A 17,098-nucleotide genomic window follows, 5' to 3' on the forward strand; every position below is an offset into this window, starting at 1 on the left:
CCGAGCTCCACGTCCGACAGATCCAGACAGCCACTTATCCGTGCGCCGGACAGCTTCAGGCAGGCGGCGACGCCTTGTTGCGTGGCATTCGCACCCGAGAGCAGCGCCGCGAGCACGCTGGCTCGAACCGCCCGCTCGGGGCCCCACTGCCCACCCTCGACGACACAGTCGTCCTCCGCTACTCCTGTACGCAGGTCCACGCGGCGTCCCTGGGGGAACGCATCCCACAGCTCACGCTCCGGTGAAGTCAACTCGTCGTATGAGAGCACTCATGCAGAGTAGTGATCTCCCTCGCACTCGCCTTGCCCAACTGCTCGCGGATCGTCGTGCGGACCATTCCGTTAGGGGTTCTAAAGAGCGCGGTACATGACGTGCAGGCCGACGCGGCCGTCCCGGGGATGGTCGTAGGCGTCCGGCACGGTGCCCAGGATCGTGAAGCCGAGGGAGAGCCAGAGCTTGACGGCCGGGTTGGTCTCGACGACCGCGTTGAAGACCATGCCCCGGAAGCCCTGGTCGCGGGCGGCGGTGAGGATGTGCTCGGCGAGGGCCCGGCCGATCCCGCGGCCGCCCTGGTCGGGGTCGACCATGAAACCGGCGTTGGCGATGCCGTCGGCGGGGCCACCGTAGTTCGGGGTGACGTAGGCCGAGCCGACGACGGTCCCGGTCTCGTCCTCGGCGACGTACACGCGCTTCGGCCGGCTCGTCCACAGGGCCCGGGCCGCCTCTTCGGAGGTGTCCCGGGCCCAGGTGTAGGTGTCGCCGGCGGCGACGATCCGGTGCCAGAAAGGCCAGATCCGCGGCCAGTCGTCGGCCGCGGCTTCTCTGATCAGCATGGGCGTGATTTTCGCACGCCCATGCTGTCGGCGATCGCGAAGGGTCCTGTGAGGTCAGTCCACGCTGGGCAGGATGTGGGGCTCGGCGAGGTCGTCCTCGTAGCCCGCGAGTCGGATGGGGGCGGACCGTGCCCACACGGCCAGGCTGCCGAGCTCGTCGGACCGGTGGCCCGCACGCTCCGTGTGTTCCTTGGGGCGTTGCTCGCGATTCGTCTTCTCCGGTGTCACCGCGCACTCCTTATGTGTCGGGTCACCCTCGGGGCACACCGGCCGTCTCCGGTCCGGTACCTGAGCCCGCTCGGGCGTGGGTTGAAGGCAGTTCGGACGCGGTGGCGCCGGTTACTCGTGTGAGAGCAGGCCGTTGTGACCGGCTTGCCCCGGGACGGACCATGGGTGTGGGTGGGACCCCTTGTTGCTGTCCGTCTGCCTCAGATTAACCAAATGAGCGGCCCGCCGCTCGATGGGGCTGAAAACATGGGGTAACTATTGCAAGTCTCCCCGTGTTCTTCGGCCATGACCTGAACCGGTTTGTTACATCATGCGTGGTTTGCGGACCACTCGCACGGCCTACGTCCGCACCCGCACGGTCGAGAACATGACCTACGTCACTCAAGGCGTCACGCAGTTCAGATCCCGTTGGCCGATCCGCAAGCTCGCCATGATCCCCTGGGGTTCCGCACAGGCTGTCTCGCGGGAGGACTGACGCATGGAGTTGCGCAGCGTCGAGGAGCTGATGGATCTGCTGTACGCGTGCCGGGGCGCCTGGGACACCCCCGACCGCAGCGGCGATCCGGTCGATCTGCACGACCACGCACTCCAGACGGCCGCCCTGCTGCGCCGAAGTCGCCCCGCCGACAAGGAACTTCAGGTCGCCGGCCTGGTCCACGACATCGGGCATCTGCTGCGGCCGGGCGACGACGCCGGACACGCGGACCACGCGGCGGACGCCGTGCGCGCCCTGCTCGGCGAGCGAGTGGCCCACCTGGTCCGCCTGCACGTGCCCGCGAAGCGCTATCTGGCCACCTCCTCCCCCGGCCGCGGCCTGTCCGCCCAGAGCGCGCTGACCCTCCGGACGCAGGGCGGCCCCATGTCCCCCGCGGAGACCGCCGCCTTCGAGCGCGACCCGCTCGCCGACGACGCGATCACCCTGCGTCAGGCCGACGACGCGGGCAAGGTCGTAGGCCTGGACGCCGGCGTCCTGGAGGACTGGCGCACGGTACTGGGCATCGTCGCCGCCCAGCACTCGCGACTGCCCAACTCCCGCCTGGGGGCTGTCGACTGACGGTCCGTCATGAGACGGTACGGCGATGACGTCGTCGTACGGTCTGCGAGGTCGGGTCGCCCTGGTCACCGGGGGCACGCGCGGGATCGGGCGCGCGGTCGCCGAGGCGTTCGCCGGGGCCGGGGCGCTGGTGTGCGTGAGCGCGCGGAACGCCGGTGAAGTGCGGCGCACCGCCGAGGAGTTGGGCGGTGCCGGTCTGGCCGGGGATGTCGCCGACCCGGAACACCTGCGCGAGCTGACCGAGTTGGCGCTGCGCGCCTTCGGGCGGATCGACGTGATCGTCAACAACGCGGCGACGAACCAGCCGTACGGCCCGCTCATGGACGCCGATCCGGACGCGTGGCGGACGGCGTTCACGGTGAACGTCGAGGCGCCGCTGCGGCTGGTGCAGTGCGTGTGGCGGGCGTGGATGCGGGAGCACGGCGGCGCTGTCGTCAACGTGTGCACGGAGGGCGCCGGGCATGTCGGGCCGAACGTCGGGGCGTACGGCACCAGCAAGGCGGCGCTCCTTCACCTCACGCAGCAGCTCGCCGGTGAACTCGCGCCGAAGGTGCGGGTCAACTCGGTCTCCCCCGGGCTCGTCCGCACCGAGTTGGCGCGGTTCGTGTGGGAGCCCGGTGAGGCGGAGGTCGCCGCCGGGCTGCCGCTCGGCCGGATCGGGGAACCGGCCGACATCGCACGCGCCGTGCTGTGGCTGGCCTCCGACCAGGCCGAGTGGATCACCGGGGCGGACCTGCTGGTGGACGGCGGGACCCGGGTCCGGGCGGCGTACACGTCGGGCGGGTACGCCGTCCACGACCGGCTGCGGTCGGCCGCGCCGCCTCAGCCCTCGTGACGACAGAGGACAAAAGAGGACGGCTAAGGCAGGTCACCACTTGCCCGGCGCGTAGTCCTTCAGGAAGACGCCGTACAGGTCCTCGCCCTGCTCGCCGAGGACGATCGGGTCGTAGACGCGGGCGGCTCCGTCGACCAGGTCGAGCGGGGCGTGGAAGCCCTCCTCGGCGAGGCGGAGCTTGTCGTAGTGGGGGCGTTCGTCGGTGATCCAGCCGGTGTCGACGGAGGTCATGAGGATGCCGTCGCTCTGGAACATCTCCTGGCCGCTGGTGCGGGTCACCATGTTCATCGCGGCCTTGGCGGCGTTGGTGTTGGGGTGCCCGGCGCCCTTGTAGCCGCGGCCGAAGACGCCTTCCATCGCCGAGACGTTGACGATGTACGCGCGCCCGCTCCTCGCGGCCTTCGCGGCGGCGGCCATGGCCGGGCGGAGCTTGCTGATGAGGATGAACGGGGCTGTGTAGTTGCAGAGTTGGGTCTCCAGGAGCTCCACCGGGGAGATCTGCTCGATGGTCTGCACCCACGTGTTGGTGTCGACGACGTCGGGCACCAGGCCGCCGGCGTCGATGGCGGTGCCGTCGAGGTGCCGGGCGACGCTGGCGTTGCCCGCGACCAGGGCGAGGTCGGCGACCTGCTGGGCGTCGAGGCCGCTGATGCCGACCGGCAGCGCGGCCAGGCCGTCGACCGCGCCGGAGCCGAAGGCGCCGATGACGTGGTGGGCGGGGAGTTCACCGGCGGGCAGCGGGGCGCTCTCGCCGTCGACGAGCGCGGCGTAGGCGGAGGGCAGGCGTCGTACGGTCTGGGTCGCGTTGTTGATGAGGATGTCGAGGGGGCCCGCCTCGGCGACCTGGTCGGCGAGGGCCACGGCCTGGGCCGGGTCGCGCAGGTCGATGCCGACGACGTCGAGGCGGTGGATCCAGTCCGCCGAGTCGTCCATGGCCTTGAAGCGGCGGATGGCGTCCTTCGGGAAGCGCGTGGTGATCGTCGTGTGGGCACCGTCGCGCAGCAGCCGCAGCGCGATGTACATGCCGATCTTGGCGCGGCCGCCGGTGAGCAGGGCGCGCTTGCCGGTGAGGTCGGCGTGGTCGTCGCGCTTCTCGCGGTTCAGGCGGGCGCAGTCGGGACAGAGCTGGTGGTAGAAGTAGTCGACTTCCACGTACCGGGTCTTGCAGGTGTAGCAGGAGCGGGGGCGCTGGAGTATCCCGGCGATCCGGCCCTCCTCCGTCACCGACGACGGGAGGAGGCCCTCGGTCTCGTCGTCGATGCGCTGCGCGGAGCCGGTCGCGGTGGACTCGGTGACGGCCTTGTCGTGCGCGGTCTTCGCGGCCCGGCGCTCCTGGCGGCGGCGCTGCTTGACGCTGCGGTAGATGCCCGCGGTGGCGCGGCGGACGGTGATCGCGTCGGGGTGGTCGACGTCGATCTTCTCCAGTTCGTCGAGCACGCTGAGGCAGACGGCCAGCCGCTCGGGGTCGATGCCGGGCCCGTACACGACCTCGTCCGGGGTCGTGGAGCCGTTCTCTGTCACCGTCATCGCGCTGCCGTTTCCTTGGGTCATCCGCGGCGGCGCTCGATCGCGCACACCGTCGAACCGGGAATTTTACGGAGCGCCGGGCCGCAGCACCAAACCCGCGCCGGGTCACGACCCGCAGGCGGTGATGAGCGTCTCCACCTCCTCGGTCAGCGCGCGGGCGAACACATCGAGATCCGGTACGGCCTCGGCGTCCGCGACCAGGCCGTAGTGGACGTGTCCGCGGTACGTCGAGACGGCGACCGCGAGGGACTGGCCGCGGGCCAGCGGGGCGAACGGGAAGACCGCGGTGACCGGGTTGCCGCCGAGCTTCAGGCCGATGCCGGGCAGCGGGACGCTGGTGACCAGGATGTCGAACCAGAGCCGGGCGGCCTGGGCCGCGAGGGGTCCGCCGAGCCGGTGGCCGAGCGCCGGGACGTGGTCGGCGAGGAGGGCGACGGCGCCGGCACCCCGGTTGGGTCCGGCGTCCTTGTTGCGGTCCATGGCGGCACGCACGGAGTCGAGCCGGGCGAGGGGGTCCGGGTCGTCGACGGGCAGCCGTATCAGGTAGCCGGAGAGCCGGTTGCCCTGTGGGTGCGCGGTGCGCGGGCGGCGTTTGGAGACGGGGATCAGGGCGCGGGGCGCGACGCCCTCGCTGCCGTCGCCGCGTTCGTCGAGCCAGCTGCGCAGGGCGCCCGCGACGACCGCGATGAGCACGTCGTTGACGGTGCCGCCGACGGTCTTGCGGATGCGGTGCACGTCGTCGAGGTCGACGACGACTCCGGCGGTACGACGGGTGCCCGAGGGTTCGGAGGTCAGCGCCGACGACGAGCGCACGTCCAGGGTGGAGCGGGCGACGGACGCCCCGATGTCGAGGGCCCGGCCCACGTCGGACAGGGCGCCGCGGACCAGCCCGGGCAGCTTGCGCACGTCGGGGACGATGCCGCGCGCGGGTTGCTCGGGGCGCGGGCGGCGCTCGGGCATGTCCATCGGGTCGAGGATGGCGGCGGCGAGCGCCAGGGCCCGCAGTCCGTCGGCCAGGGCGTGGTGGAACTTGAACAGCACCGCGAACGAGACACCGTCCTCGCCGGGCAGCACATGCGCTTCCCAGGGGGGCCGGCCGCGCTCCAGCGGGCGTTCCATGAGCCGGCCCGCGTCCGCCTGGAAGTCGGCGGTCGGGGCGTGCAGCCGGACGTGGTGGAGCGGGTCGAAGTCGGGGTCGGCCTCGCGGGTCGCGCTCCCGAAGGACAGGGACAGCGGCTGCCACACGTCCCGGATGCGCATCCGCAGCCCGGGGACGGCGGCGGCACGGGCGGCGAGGAGGTCGGCGGCGTGGGCTCCCGCGGTCGGCGAGTGTGCCGAGAAGACGCCGAGTGCGCCCAGGTGCATCGGGTTCCGGTCGGACTCGATGTTCCAGAACGCAAGGTCGAGAGGAGCGAGCAGGTCAGAAGTCAATTGCTTGCCTCGCGTCGACTAGGGGTGAGCCAGCAGTCAAGCGCTGACAAGCGATTACGGTCAAGTACGATCAAGCTACGCACAGTTAACAGCAGATTACATCCGGCCCCGATCCCGCCCCTCTGGGAGGGGCGGGACTCTAGAGGCGCACGGGATCACTTCAGCGCAGGTGGCGCCGCCTGGGGTGATGTACCCCACTCCGACGGGTGCGGGCCGACCGTGAAGTCCAGCGACCGTACGGTGCGGAGCCGGCCGGTGGTCAGATAGGTCCGGTCGTACGACGCCCCGTCCGTCCGGGCCGCCTGGATGTAGCGGTCGGCGGTCGAGGTGCCGGGCGCCTTGATGGTCAGGGCGCCGTGCGGGTAGTAGCGGCGGTCCAGGGTCAGGTCGACCCGGTCGAAGACGGGCGTGGACAGGCCCCAGGTGTCGTAGCCGGGCTGGACCGGGAAGATCCCGATCGACGACAGCACGTTCCAGGCGGACATCGTGCCGAGGTCGTCGTTGCCGGTCATGCCGGTCGGGCCGTCCGTGAACAGGGTCAGCGCGGCGTGGACGACGTCGGTCGTCTTCCAGGGCTGTCCGGTCGAGAGATAGGTGTACGGGGCGATCAGGTCGGGCTCGTTCTGCGGGTTGTACTTGTCCGCGTTGTAGTAGTCGTACGGCCCGTTGACCCACACCTCGCGCGCGGTCTTCGCCGGGTCGGCCAGCAGCTGGTCGTAGGCGAAGAAGGAGTCGAGCCGGTCGTTGGCCGCCTGTCGGCCGCCGATGAGGTCGACCATGCCGGGCAGGTCCTGCGGCACCAGCCACTGGTACTGCCAGGACGTGCCCTCGTGGAAGCCCTCGCTCTGCGCCGGATCGGCCGGTCCGACGAAGGCGCCGGAGGCGTCACGGGCACGGAAGAAGCCGGTCGAGGGGTCGAAGACGGTGCGGTAGTTCTGGGCGCGGGCCGCATAGCGTGCGGCATCGGCACCATGGCCCAGGTCGCGGGCCATCTGCGCGAGCATCGCGTCCGAGAGGGCGTACTCCAGGGTGGCCGAGGCACCGTGGTCGTAGTCGGAGTCGCCGGGCTTCGCGTGCGGGCGGTCCTTGATGTACGGCGCGAACCCTTCGGCGATGTACTCCTTGTTCGCCTCCCGGCCCACGGCCGCCGAGTCGGTGGGCGGCACCCCGTCGGCGTTTTGCTTCAACGCCCGGTAGGCGCGCTCCTCGTAGCCCTTGAGCAAGCCCTGCTGATAGGCGTTGGTGAGGAACGGGGTGACCGGGTCGCCGGTCATGATGTTCGTCTCGACCGTGCCGTAGCCCCACTTGGGCAGCCAGCCGCTCTCCTCGTCGATCTTGATGACGGAGATCGCCATGTCGCGGGCCTCGCGGGGTGCGAGCAGGGCGAGGAGTTGGGACTGCGTGCGGTAGGTGTCCCACAGGGACCAGTTCTGGTAGTACGTGAAGTCCCTTGCCCGGTGGACCTGTTGGTCCCAGCCGGTGTAGCGGCCGTCGGCGTCGCTGCCGATGTTGGGCGCGAGGAAGGACCGGTACAGGGACGAGTAGAAGGTCCGGCGCAGACTGTCGGAACCGCCCTGCGCGCGGACGTCGTCGAGCCGGTCCTCCCAGGCCCGTTGGGCCCGGTGGCGTACCGCGTCGAACGAACTCCCGCCCTCCGCACGGAGGTTGACGGCCGCGCCGTGCGCGTCGACGTACGACAGGGCCGTGGTCGCCTCGACCGTACGGTCCTTGCTCGTGTCGAAGCGGACGTACGCGCCGCCGCTCCCGGTCTTCGAACCGGCGGTCACCGTCGAGCCGTTCCACGTGCCGTACGTGGTGAAAGGCCGGTCGAAGTGCGTGACCGTGTAGACGGTGTACGGCTTGGTGTCCTGGCAGAAGCCGCGGCCGGTGATCGAGGTGCGCACGGTCCGGTTGTCGAGGACCTCCGCCTTCGAGGTGACCCCGCTGTGCAGCGACTGGGCCGCGTTCAGCAGGACGTTGGCCTTGTCGGTGGCCGGGAAGGTGTAGCGCTGGACGCCGGTGCGCGCGGTCGCCGTCAGTTCGGCCTCGATGCCTGATTTCAGGCCGACCTGGTAATAGCCGGGGCTCGCGTGCTCGTCGTCGTGGCTGAACTCGGCCGCGTACTGGGCGTAGTCCGTCTGCGTCACGTCACCGGTCGTCGGCAGTACGGGCAGGTCGCCGCCGAGCCCGCAACCCACGCCGGAGAGGTGCACGAGGGAGAAGCCGCGGATGTGGTTCTGGGAGTAGTCGTATCCGGTGTTGTGGCCGGTGTCCGGCGAGAACTGCACCATGCCGAAGGGCACGGCGGCGCCGGGATAGGTGTTCCCGTCGTTCTCGGTGCCGATGAACGGGTTGACCAGATCGGTGAGTCGGCTGTCGGTCGAGGCCTGGGCGGTGCCGGGGACGGCGAACAGCGCGGACGCTGCCACCGCCCCCGCCACGCACAGGCGCAGGCGCCGGGTCCATCTCATGCGGGTGGGCCTCCAGTTGGCGAAAAGGGTCAGGCGGAGGGGCAGTTCGCGGGCGTCGCCTGCGAGGCGTCACGGATCAAGGCCTGCTGAGCGGCCTTCACCCGCTGCACGTCGGGCTTGAGCACACGACGGTCGTACGTCATCAGGCCGTTCAACTCGCCCTCGACGTCCGATATTTGGGTGTAGACAGCCCCGTTGCTCCCCTGGCAGGTCAGGGCGCGCACCTCGGCGAGCTTGGCGAGGTAGTCGTCGGTGTAGGTCGCCGGGTCGACGTCGACATACGACTGCTGGACCGACCACGCGTGCCCCGGCACCGCGAGTCCGAGACCGCCGTATTCGCCACTCACCAGGGCGCGTTGACCGTCCGGATGGGGTGGCAGGGCGGGGCTCGGATAGCCGTGTTCGTCGATGATGTCGCCGGTGCCGCCGTCGACGCCGAGGTTGATGCCGGACATGCTGTTGACGAGCCGGGTCGGGTCCCAGGCCTTCGCCTGGTCGGCGATGCGGGCCTCGTCGTACTGGCCCCAACCCTCGTTGAACGTCACCCACATGACGATCGACGGACTGCTGATGTGCTCGTCGATCATCTGCTTCATCTCACGCTCGTACTCGGCGCGGGCGGCCGGCGACGGGTTCACCCCGGCGGTCATCGCGGGCATGTCCTGCCACACCATGAGGCCGAGCTTGTCGGCCCAGTAGAACCAGCGGTCGGGCTCGACCTTGATGTGCTTGCGCACGGCGTTGAAGCCCAACTCCTTGTGGATCTTGAGGTCATGGGCGAGCGCCTCGTCGGTCGGGGCGGTGTAGAGACCGTCCGGCCAGAAGCCCTGGTCCAGCGTCGCCATCATGAAGATGGGCTTCCCGTTGAGGACCGTGCGCGGGACGCCGTTCACCTTCTCGACGGCGATCGAGCGCATCCCGAAGTAACTGGCGACGCGGTCCTTGCCGACGGTGACTTTCAGGTCGTAGAGGAACGGGTCGTCCGGCGACCAGAGATGAGGATCGCGCAGGGTCAGGGTGAGCGGGCCGCCGGTGCGGCCGTGCACGGTGGCGACCTCGCGCTTTCCGTCGTACGCCGTCGCCGTGATCGGTACGCCGTCGCGAACTCCCTGTGCCTCGACGGTGAGTTGGCTCTTGGTGACGTCGGGGGTGAGCTTGAGGGAGTCGATGTGGTCGGGGGCGACCGGTTCCATCCAGACCGTCTGCCAGATGCCGGAGGTCGGGGTGTACCAGATGCCGCTCGGGTCCAGGCGCTGCTTGCCGATCGGCGGGTTCTCGCCGTTCGCCGCGTCGGTGGGGTCGTAGACGCCGACGATCAGTTCCTGGGTACGGCCGGGCTTCAGCGCGTCGGTGACGTCGGCGCTGAACTTGTCGTAGCCGCCCTGGTGTTCGGTGACCTTCGTGCCGTTGACGTAGACCTCGGCCCGCCAGTCGACGGCGCCGAAGTTGAGCATCAGCCGCTTGCCCGAGCCGATGCTCCAGTCGGCGGGGACGGTGAAGGTGCGGCGGTACCACATACGGTCCTCGTGGCGTTCCAGGCCGGAGAGCTGGGACTCGACCGGGTACGGGACGAGGATGCGCTCGGCGAGGTTCCTGCCGACCGGCGGCTGCTCCCCTGCCGTGGCCGCGGCGAACTGCCAACTCCCGTTGAGGTTCTGCCAGTCGGTGCGGGTGAGCTGGGGGCGCGGGTACTCCGGGAGGGCGTTGTGCGGGCCCACCTGGTCGGCCCACTGGGTGCGCAGTTCGTAGGTGGAGTGGTTCGGGCCGGTGCTCCAGAAGCCGTTGATAACGTTGCCATCGGCTGCGGTGAGGCCGGCTTCGCCGTCGTAGCGGATGTCCGCGGTGCCGGATGCGGTGCCCGTCTTGTTCCCTACGACGGGTTCCGTGAGCGGGATGAGGAGCGTCCGCGGGTCGGACGGGTCCAACTCGGCTGCTTCCAGCGGCCACTTGGCGCCGCCGATCACCGCTTCGAGGTGGTCGGTCAGGTCGGCCGGTGGTGCGGCGAGGGGCTGGGCGAAGTCGAGCTTCAGGGTGCGGCCGGTGCTCGTGACCGTGGCGGCGATGGCGCCGTCGTAGTCGTAGCCGTCGGGAAGCCGGAAGGCGGACTGCGGGATCGCCGCCTTCGTGCCGCCGGGCTCGGTCCAGCGCACATGGAGGTTGGAGCCGCCGTAGTGCTCGAAGTACTCGACCTTGATGTCGTAGGCCGTGCCGGCGGTCAACTCGACGGGGGCGGAGGCCTGTTCGGTGTCCCAGTCGTCGACCCAGTGGTCGATGACGAGCTGTCCGCCGATCCAGAGGCGGAAGCCGTTGTCGCCGATGATCGAGAAGGTGTGGGGGCCGGACTTCGCCGGCACGAGCTTGCCGGTCCAGCGGACGCTGACGTCGTCCGACCGGCCGGTGGTGAAGGCGAGTCGGGGTTCGAGGTTGTCGAAGTCGAGGTTCGGGTCGACGCCGGTGGCCTTGAGGTCGGCGAAGTCGAAGGCGCCGGGGGCGGACTGGGTGTAGTACTCGCCCTTCAGGCCGTGGATCTCGACGGGATCGTCGGCGGCGGTGGCGCTCGCGGCGGGGACGGCGGCCAGCCCGGCGATACCGAGGGCCAGGGCGAGGAGTAGCGCGAGTCGGTCTCTGAGTCGTCTGATGCGCACGGAACCTCCATAACAACGTTGTCATAGGCGGCAGTTGGCATGACAACACGGATTCCGCCTTCCGTCCAGGGACATGACAAGCACGGACGGGGCCTGAGCGGGACGGGGGCGGGAAGGGTGCGCGACAGGCACCCGGACAGCGCGAAGCCCCGGTGCGGCCGAAACGCACCGGGGCCCAGGATCGCCAGGACGAGGCGTTACGTGACCAGTTGGCCCTTCCCGAGTGCGATGACTCCGCCCTTGGACACCGTGTACAGGTCGGCGTCGCGCTCCGGGTTGACGCCGATCGTCGCGCCCGGCGGCACCTCGACGTTCTTGTCCAGGACCGCGCCCCGGACCACCGCGCCCCGGCCGATGTGGACGTTGTCGTGCAGGATCGAGCCCTGCACGACGGCTCCGGGGTCGACCACCACGCCCGGGGACAGCACCGAGCGCGTGACCTGGCCGCGGATGAGGCACCCGGAGCTGATGATCGACTCGCTGGCCATGCCGCCGGCGTTGAAGCGGGCCGGGGAGAGCTGGCCGGAGTGGGTGTAGATGGGCCAGTTGCGGTTGAAGAGGTTGAAGGCGGGGCGCTCGGCGATGAGGTCCATGTGGGCGTCGTAGTACGCGTCGAGCGTGCCGACGTCCCGCCAGTAGCCCTGGTCGCGGGTGGTCTCGCCGGGGACGTGGTTGGCGCTGAAGTCGTACAGCGCGGCCTCGCCCCGGTCGGTGAGCGCGGGCAGGATCGAACCGCCCATGTCGTGCACGGAGTTGAGGTCCTCCGCGTCGCGCTGGAGAGCCTCTATCAGCGCCTTGGTGGTGAAGATGTAGTTGCCCATCGAGGCGTAGACGCACTCCGGGTCGTCCACCAGACCGGGCGGATCGGCGGGCTTCTCCAGGAAGTTCTCCACCGTCTGGCCGTCCGAGCCCGGTGTGATCACGCCGAACTGCGAGGACTCGGCGCGCGGGACGCGGATTCCGGCCACGGTGACGCCCGCGCCGCTCTCGATGTGCTGGGCGAGCATCTGGCGCGGGTCCATGCGGTACACGTGGTCGGCGCCGAACACCGCGACGTACTCGGGGCGTTCGTCGTAGATCAGGTTCAGCGACTGGAGGATCGCGTCCGCGCTGCCGAGGTACCAGCGCGGGCCGAGGCGCTGCTGGGCCGGGACGGGTGTGACGTAGTTGCCGAGCAGGCTGGACATGCGCCAGGTGGTGGTGATGTGGCGGTCCAGCGAGTGCGACTTGTACTGCGTGAGGACGCAGATGCGCAGAATGTCGGCGTTGACGAGATTGGACAGCACGAAGTCCACGAGGCGGTACGTTCCGCCGAAGGTGACCGCGGGTTTGGCCCGGTCGGCGGTCAAGGGCATCAGCCTCTTGCCCTCACCGCCCGCCAGTACGATCCCGAGCACCGAAGGTCCGCCACGACGCATGGCCGCTCCCCTCACCCTGGTTGACCCCAGCCTGCCCCTGAGCAGCGCACACTAAGCCTGTTTGGCGATCTCCCCGTAGAGCCGCGCGGTGCGCAGCGCCACGGCGTCCCAGCCGAACTCGCCCACCGCGCGCTCCCGCCCGGCCTCGCCCATCCGTTTCGCAGTCTCCGGGTCGGCGAGCACGGAGTCGAGAGCCCGCGCGAGGTTCGCCTCGAAGTCGTCGTCGACGGACACGAGCAGCCCCGTCTCCCCATGTGCCACCACCTCCGGGATGCCCCCGACGCGGGAGGCGACCACGGCCGTACCGCAGGCCATCGCCTCCAGGTTGACGATCCCGAGGGGTTCGTACACCGAGGGGCAGGCGAACACGGTGGCGTGGGTGAGGAGCTGGATCACCTCCGGGCGCGGCAGCATCTGCGGGATCCAGTGGACGCCCGCGCGGACGCCGCTCAGCTCCTGGAAGAGCTCGCGGAACTCCTGGTCGATCTCGGGGGTGTCCGGCGCGCCCGCGCAGAGCACGACCTGTGCGGCCGGGTCGAGGTTCCGCACGGCGCGCAGCAGATGGGGCACACCCTTCTGGCGGGTGATGCGGCCGACGAACAGGACGTAGGGGCGGTCGGGGTCGATACCGAGCCGGGTGAGGACGTCCGTGCCGTGGTCGGGGCGGTAGAGCGCGGTGTCGATGCCGTTGTGGACGACCTGCACCTTGGCGGGGTCCAGCGTCGGGTAGCAGGTGAGGATGTCCTCGCGCATGGCCCCGGATACGGCGATCACGCCGTCCGCGGCCTCGATCGCGGTGCGCTCGGCCCAGCTGGAGAGGGCGTATCCGCCGCCGAGCTGCTCGGCCTTCCAGGGGCGCAGCGGCTCCAGGGAGTGGGCGGTCATCACGTGCGGGATGCCGTACAGGAGCTTGGCGAAGTGGCCGGCGAGGTTGGCGTACCAGGTGTGCGAGTGGACGAGTTCGCGGCCTTCGAGGCCGGCGGCCATGGAGAGGTCCACGGAGAAGGTCCGCAGGGCGTCGTTGGCTCCGTCGAGGGTGGGCCAGGAGCGGTGGCGTACGACGCCCTCGGTGCGGCCCTCACCCCAGCAGTGCACGTCGAGATCGACCAGGGGCCTCAACTCCCGGGCGAGGAACTCCACATGGACGCCCGCGCCGCCGTACACATCCGGCGGGTACTCCCGGGTCAGCAGTCCCACTCGCACCCGAAACCCCTTGTTCTCGGCGGCTGATTGCACTCATGGTCACCCAGAAGCGGCGTTTCGGGAAGAGCCCGGCGGCTGTGTGAAGCAGCAGTCCCCGCACACCCCGCCACCAGGGACCCGATAGTAGAGGCAGCAGCTGCGGCGCCGGAAGGAGGTGCCGGTGAACGTTCCGGTGCCCGCGAGGAGCGGGTGGGCGAAGAGTTCCGCGGTGAGCGCACGCGCGCGTGTGGCCACGTCCGTACGGCCACGCGTGCGTGCCCAGCGTTCCAGTTCCCGGGCCGCGCCCGCGAGCGCGGAGGCCGCGTTGCCCCACAGGAGGCCGGTGGCCGTGCGGTGGCGGGCGACCAGGGCCGCGTTCAGAGGTTCGAGGTGGGCGTGGAGCACGGCGTCAGCGAGGGCGCGGGCGTCGCCGGGCAGCGGGCACACTTCTGCCAGCCACAGGTCGTCCGGCGCGCTGCCGTCGGCGTCCCAGTGCAGCAGTCGGGGGTCGAGGTCGGGGATCCGCCCGTAGAGGGTGGCGCAGCCGAGCGCCACGGACCACAGCCGGGCCGCGAGCGCCTGCTGGGCGATCGAGGCGGCGATCCGCAGCTCAGGGGCCTGGAGACGCTCCGCGACCAGGCGCACACGAAAAGTCAGGGAATTTCCGTAAACATCCGACGCCGGGTTTTCGTAGGTCCGCGCGAGCGTCGGCAGCGGGCCGTGCGGGGCTCCGCCCGTGCGTAGTACGAAGAAGCCGCCGAGGGGGCGGAGCGCGGCGAGTTCGGGGTCGAGGTCCACGAAGAGCAGTAGTACCAAGGCTCTTAGGGGTTTCACCCAGGGGGTGTCGTCCGGTGTCACCCACCTTGGGGAGGACAGAGGGCCTTTCGTACTCCATCGGCAGTACTACCCAATCGGTGCTCAGGTACGACGACGGGAAGAACATCGAGCGGCATCGTGTTCTGTATGAAAGCCGACCGTTCGCCGCGTGGTGCCAGAGGTACCCGCCTGACGCAGAGGAGCTGCCGATGAGCGCCCTCGCGTTGTCCATCGTCCTGTCGCTCGTCTCCGCCGTGGCCTACGCCGGCGGGGCGATCGTGCAGGAGCGCGTCGCGGTGACCTCCCCCGACCAGGAGTACGCGCCGCTGCGCCGCCCGAGCTGGTGGGCGGCGGTCGGACTGAACGGTACGGGCGGGCTGCTGCACGTGGTGGCGCTGGCCTACGGCCCGCTGAGCCTGGTGCAGCCCCTCGGCGCGCTGACGATCGTGTTCGCGCTGCCGATGGCGGCCCTGTTCGTCGGCCGCAAGGCCGGCTCCACCGCCTGGCGCGGCGCCATCATGGCGACGATCGGTCTCGCGGGTCTGCTGTCCCTGGTGGGCACGTCCGACGGTCAGTCGCTGAGCACCGCCCAGCGGGTGTCCGTGGCCGTGTTCACCGGCGCGGTGGTTGTGACCCTGATGATCGCGGGCCGTGCGGCACACCGGCACCCGGCGGTGCGCAGCGTGCTGCTGGCGACCGCGTCCGGCATAGCCTTCGGCATGTCCTCGGTGTTCACCAAGACGGTGACGGTCGACTGGGACAACGGCGCGGTCTCGGCGACCGACATCCCCTTCCTGGGCGTGATCGCGGTGTTCGCGGTGGCCGGTCTGATGCTGTCGCAGGCGTCCTACCGGGGCGCGGGCCTGGCGGCTCCGCTGGCGGTCCTGACGGTCGTGAACCCGGTGGTGGCGGCCGCGGTCGGCATCACGATGTTCGGTGAGACCTTCCGCTACGGCACGACGGGCACCCTGCTCGCCCTGTCCGCCGGAGTGGTCGCCGCGGGCGGCCTGATCCTGCTGACCACGGAGCGGCTGGAGAAGAGCGCACCTGCCGACTCCGCCAAGGCTCCCGTGGCCCCCTCGCCCGTCGAGGAGTTGCTGGACGCCCTCCCTGGCCAGCCCGTCGACGTGAGCGCGAACGTCGACGCCGAGCTCGCCGCGCGGGCCGGGGACATCCGCCTCCCGGCGCCGGCGGCGGTACCGGCCGGCGAGAGTTACGAGACCCTGGAGCCGGCCGGCTCCGCTGAACCGGCCGGCTACTTCGGTCCGTTCCACGCCGGGCTGTACGTGATGATGCCGGTCCACGACCGGCGCCGTACCCGAGTCAAATCCTGACGCCGCCGGCCCGCAGATAGGCGAGCGGGTCGATGTCGGAACCGAATCCGGGCCCCGTCCGCACCTCGAAGTGCAGATGCGGGCCCGTGGTGTTCCCGGTGGACCCGGAGCGCCCGATGCGCTGCCCCTCGCCGACCGACTGGCCGTCCCGCACGGAGATCGCGGACAGGTGCGCGTACTGCGAGTACCGCCCGTCGGCGTGCCGGATCACCACCTGGTAGCCGTACGATCCCGCCCACCCCGCGCTGACGACCGTCCCGTTCTCGATGGCCTTCACCGACGTGCCGGTCGGGACGAGGAAGTCGACGCCGGTGTGGTAGCCCTTCGACCAGGAGGAGCCCGACGCGTGGTACGCGGTGCCGATGGGGGCGTTCACGGGGGCGACGAGTGAGCGGCTCGTCGTCTTCTTGTGGGTGACCTTTTCAGTGGTCTCCGAAGAGGCCTTCTTCTTCGGAGACTTCGTGGTCGACGACTTGGTGGCCGGTTTCGTCGTCGTGTGGGCCGTAGGGGCCGCCTTGCCGTGCAGGCTGAGCCGCTGGCCCGGCAGGATCAGGTCGGGGTCACTGCCCACGGTCGTGCGGTTCGCGGCGTAGAGCCCGTGCCAGCCGCCGTCGACGCGTTCGGTGTCGGCGATCCCGGAGAGGGTGTCGCCGCGCACGACCGTGTACATCTCGGCGGTGCCCGCGCGGGACTGCGGTGTGGTCTGCGGCTGGACGTCCTTCACGGACCGCTTGGCGACGGTCTGCGTCTTGGATGCCTCGGCCTTGGTCTTTGTCTTGGCCTTGGTGGACTCGGTGGTGCCTCCGACGTGGATGTCGGGGGTACCGCCGCCCCGGGTGAGCCCGGCGCGCACCGAGCAGACGGGCCAGGCGCCGGGCCCCTGGCCCTTGAGCACCTTCTCCGCGATGGCGATCTGCTGGTCCCGGGTCGCCAGGTCCGCGCGGTGCGCGTACGCCGTGCCGCCGTAGGCCTCCCAGGTGGACTGGGTGAACTGAAGCCCGCCGTAGTACCCGTTGCCGGTGTTGATGCTCCAGTCGCCGCTGGACTCACAGGCGGCGACCTTGTTCCAGGTGCTCACATCGGCCGCCTGGGCGGTGCCCGCGCCGACGGCCGCGAGCGGGATCGCGATGCCCGCGCCGCCCGCCGTGACCGTGAGCAGCGAGGCCCGGTTGATCCTGCTCGGCTGATACCGGCGGTGCCGGCCGCGTACGGCCATGGGGAATCCCCCTCCACATGCGTCAGGAGGGCCAAAAGTAAGCGCCCCGAACAGGCCATGACAAGGCGGCAACCAGCCTCCCTGTGGCTCAAGTGACCGGTATTCCCT

14 protein-coding genes and 1 pseudogene are annotated in these 17,098 nt (G+C 70.3%); 4 read left to right on the plus strand and 11 right to left on the minus strand.

The annotated features are described in order from the left end of the window. The 3 genes and pseudogenes from ACNFOC_RS34915 to ACNFOC_RS34925 all read right to left on the minus strand — a co-directional run. Positions 1-269 (minus strand): annotated as a pseudogene (locus ACNFOC_RS34915) (oxidoreductase); the annotation flags it as partial. Positions 270-350: 81 nt separating this feature from the next. Next, positions 351-833 carry a GNAT family N-acetyltransferase gene (locus ACNFOC_RS34920; RefSeq protein ID WP_416963056.1) on the minus strand — a complete coding sequence of 161 codons (483 nt, stop codon included), beginning with the start codon at positions 831-833 and terminating at the stop codon, positions 351-353. 54 nt (positions 834-887) lie between these two features. Continuing rightward, positions 888-1,061, minus strand: coding sequence for a hypothetical protein (locus tag ACNFOC_RS34925; protein WP_199810877.1), 174 nt, complete (start codon positions 1,059-1,061; stop codon positions 888-890). Positions 1,062-1,380: 319 nt separating this feature from the next. Between ACNFOC_RS34925 and ACNFOC_RS34930 the strand changes: the two genes are divergently transcribed. From ACNFOC_RS34930 to ACNFOC_RS34940, 3 genes are read left to right on the plus strand one after another with little or no spacing between them, the layout of a single operon-like run. After that, positions 1,381-1,536 carry a hypothetical protein gene (locus ACNFOC_RS34930; RefSeq protein ID WP_416963057.1) on the plus strand — a complete coding sequence of 52 codons (156 nt, stop codon included), beginning with the start codon at positions 1,381-1,383 and terminating at the stop codon, positions 1,534-1,536. Positions 1,537-1,539: 3 nt separating this feature from the next. Then, positions 1,540-2,115 (plus strand): HD domain-containing protein, encoded by a 576-nt coding sequence (locus ACNFOC_RS34935; protein WP_416963058.1) that lies wholly within the window; start codon positions 1,540-1,542, stop codon positions 2,113-2,115. A gap of 25 nt (positions 2,116-2,140) precedes the next feature. Further along, positions 2,141-2,950, plus strand: a complete 810-nt coding sequence (locus tag ACNFOC_RS34940; protein WP_416963059.1) for an SDR family oxidoreductase — start codon at positions 2,141-2,143, stop codon at positions 2,948-2,950. Between the two features lie 33 nt (positions 2,951-2,983). Here ACNFOC_RS34940 and ACNFOC_RS34945 read toward each other — a convergent pair whose 3' ends face one another. The 7 genes from ACNFOC_RS34945 to ACNFOC_RS34975 all read right to left on the minus strand — a co-directional run bounded on the left by ACNFOC_RS34945 (position 2,984) and on the right by ACNFOC_RS34975 (position 14,440). Beyond that, positions 2,984-4,477 carry an SDR family NAD(P)-dependent oxidoreductase gene (locus tag ACNFOC_RS34945; protein WP_416963060.1) on the minus strand — a complete coding sequence of 498 codons (1,494 nt, stop codon included), beginning with the start codon at positions 4,475-4,477 and terminating at the stop codon, positions 2,984-2,986. Between the two features lie 105 nt (positions 4,478-4,582). After that, a complete protein-coding gene (locus tag ACNFOC_RS34950) occupies positions 4,583-5,908 on the minus strand; it encodes a wax ester/triacylglycerol synthase family O-acyltransferase (RefSeq protein ID WP_416963061.1) in 1,326 nt (441 codons plus the stop codon). A 155-nt stretch (positions 5,909-6,063) separates the two neighbouring features. Beyond that, positions 6,064-8,379, minus strand: a complete 2,316-nt coding sequence (locus ACNFOC_RS34955; RefSeq protein ID WP_416963062.1) for a GH92 family glycosyl hydrolase — start codon at positions 8,377-8,379, stop codon at positions 6,064-6,066. A gap of 29 nt (positions 8,380-8,408) precedes the next feature. Then, positions 8,409-11,024, minus strand: coding sequence for a PA14 domain-containing protein (locus ACNFOC_RS34960; RefSeq protein WP_416963063.1), 2,616 nt, complete (start codon positions 11,022-11,024; stop codon positions 8,409-8,411). A 197-nt stretch (positions 11,025-11,221) separates the two neighbouring features. Then, positions 11,222-12,442: a glucose-1-phosphate adenylyltransferase gene (glgC, locus tag ACNFOC_RS34965; RefSeq protein ID WP_416963064.1), complete on the minus strand. Its 1,221-nt coding sequence runs from the start codon at positions 12,440-12,442 to the stop codon at positions 11,222-11,224. Positions 12,443-12,493: 51 nt separating this feature from the next. Continuing rightward, positions 12,494-13,645 carry a glycogen synthase gene (glgA, locus tag ACNFOC_RS34970; protein WP_416963065.1) on the minus strand — a complete coding sequence of 384 codons (1,152 nt, stop codon included), beginning with the start codon at positions 13,643-13,645 and terminating at the stop codon, positions 12,494-12,496. A 39-nt stretch (positions 13,646-13,684) separates the two neighbouring features. After that, entirely contained in the window at positions 13,685-14,440 is a 756-nt protein-coding gene (locus ACNFOC_RS34975) for a (2Fe-2S)-binding protein (RefSeq protein WP_416963066.1), read from the minus strand. 209 nt (positions 14,441-14,649) lie between these two features. Between ACNFOC_RS34975 and ACNFOC_RS34980 the strand changes: the two genes are divergently transcribed. Beyond that, positions 14,650-15,774 (plus strand): DMT family transporter, encoded by a 1,125-nt coding sequence (locus ACNFOC_RS34980; RefSeq protein WP_416963067.1) that lies wholly within the window; start codon positions 14,650-14,652, stop codon positions 15,772-15,774. Here the strand turns inward: ACNFOC_RS34980 and ACNFOC_RS34985 are convergent. Next, positions 15,764-16,990 carry a transglycosylase family protein gene (locus ACNFOC_RS34985; protein WP_416963068.1) on the minus strand — a complete coding sequence of 409 codons (1,227 nt, stop codon included), beginning with the start codon at positions 16,988-16,990 and terminating at the stop codon, positions 15,764-15,766. The genes ACNFOC_RS34980 and ACNFOC_RS34985 overlap by 11 nt on opposite strands. Positions 16,991-17,098: the final 108 nt, after the last annotated feature.

Origin of the sequence: Streptomyces colwelliae, from assembly GCF_048158785.1 — a bacterium.
In the GTDB taxonomy this organism is placed as follows: domain Bacteria; phylum Actinomycetota; class Actinomycetes; order Streptomycetales; family Streptomycetaceae; genus Streptomyces.

Bases quoted from the DNA above. Each gene is read 5' to 3' on its own strand.
- ACNFOC_RS34920 (WP_416963056.1), bottom strand. From the start codon at position 833: ATGCTGATCAGAGAAGCCGCGGCCGACGACTGGCCGCGGATCTGGCCT.
- ACNFOC_RS34935 (WP_416963058.1), top strand. From the start codon at position 1,540: ATGGAGTTGCGCAGCGTCGAGGAGCTGATGGATCTGCTGTACGCGTGC.
- ACNFOC_RS34940 (WP_416963059.1), top strand. From the start codon at position 2,141: ATGACGTCGTCGTACGGTCTGCGAGGTCGGGTCGCCCTGGTCACCGGG.
- ACNFOC_RS34945 (WP_416963060.1), bottom strand. From the start codon at position 4,477: ATGACGGTGACAGAGAACGGCTCCACGACCCCGGACGAGGTCGTGTAC.
- ACNFOC_RS34955 (WP_416963062.1), bottom strand. From the start codon at position 8,379: ATGAGATGGACCCGGCGCCTGCGCCTGTGCGTGGCGGGGGCGGTGGCA.
- glgC (WP_416963064.1), bottom strand. From the start codon at position 12,442: ATGCGTCGTGGCGGACCTTCGGTGCTCGGGATCGTACTGGCGGGCGGT.
- ACNFOC_RS34980 (WP_416963067.1), top strand. From the start codon at position 14,650: ATGAGCGCCCTCGCGTTGTCCATCGTCCTGTCGCTCGTCTCCGCCGTG.
- ACNFOC_RS34985 (WP_416963068.1), bottom strand. From the start codon at position 16,990: ATGGCCGTACGCGGCCGGCACCGCCGGTATCAGCCGAGCAGGATCAAC.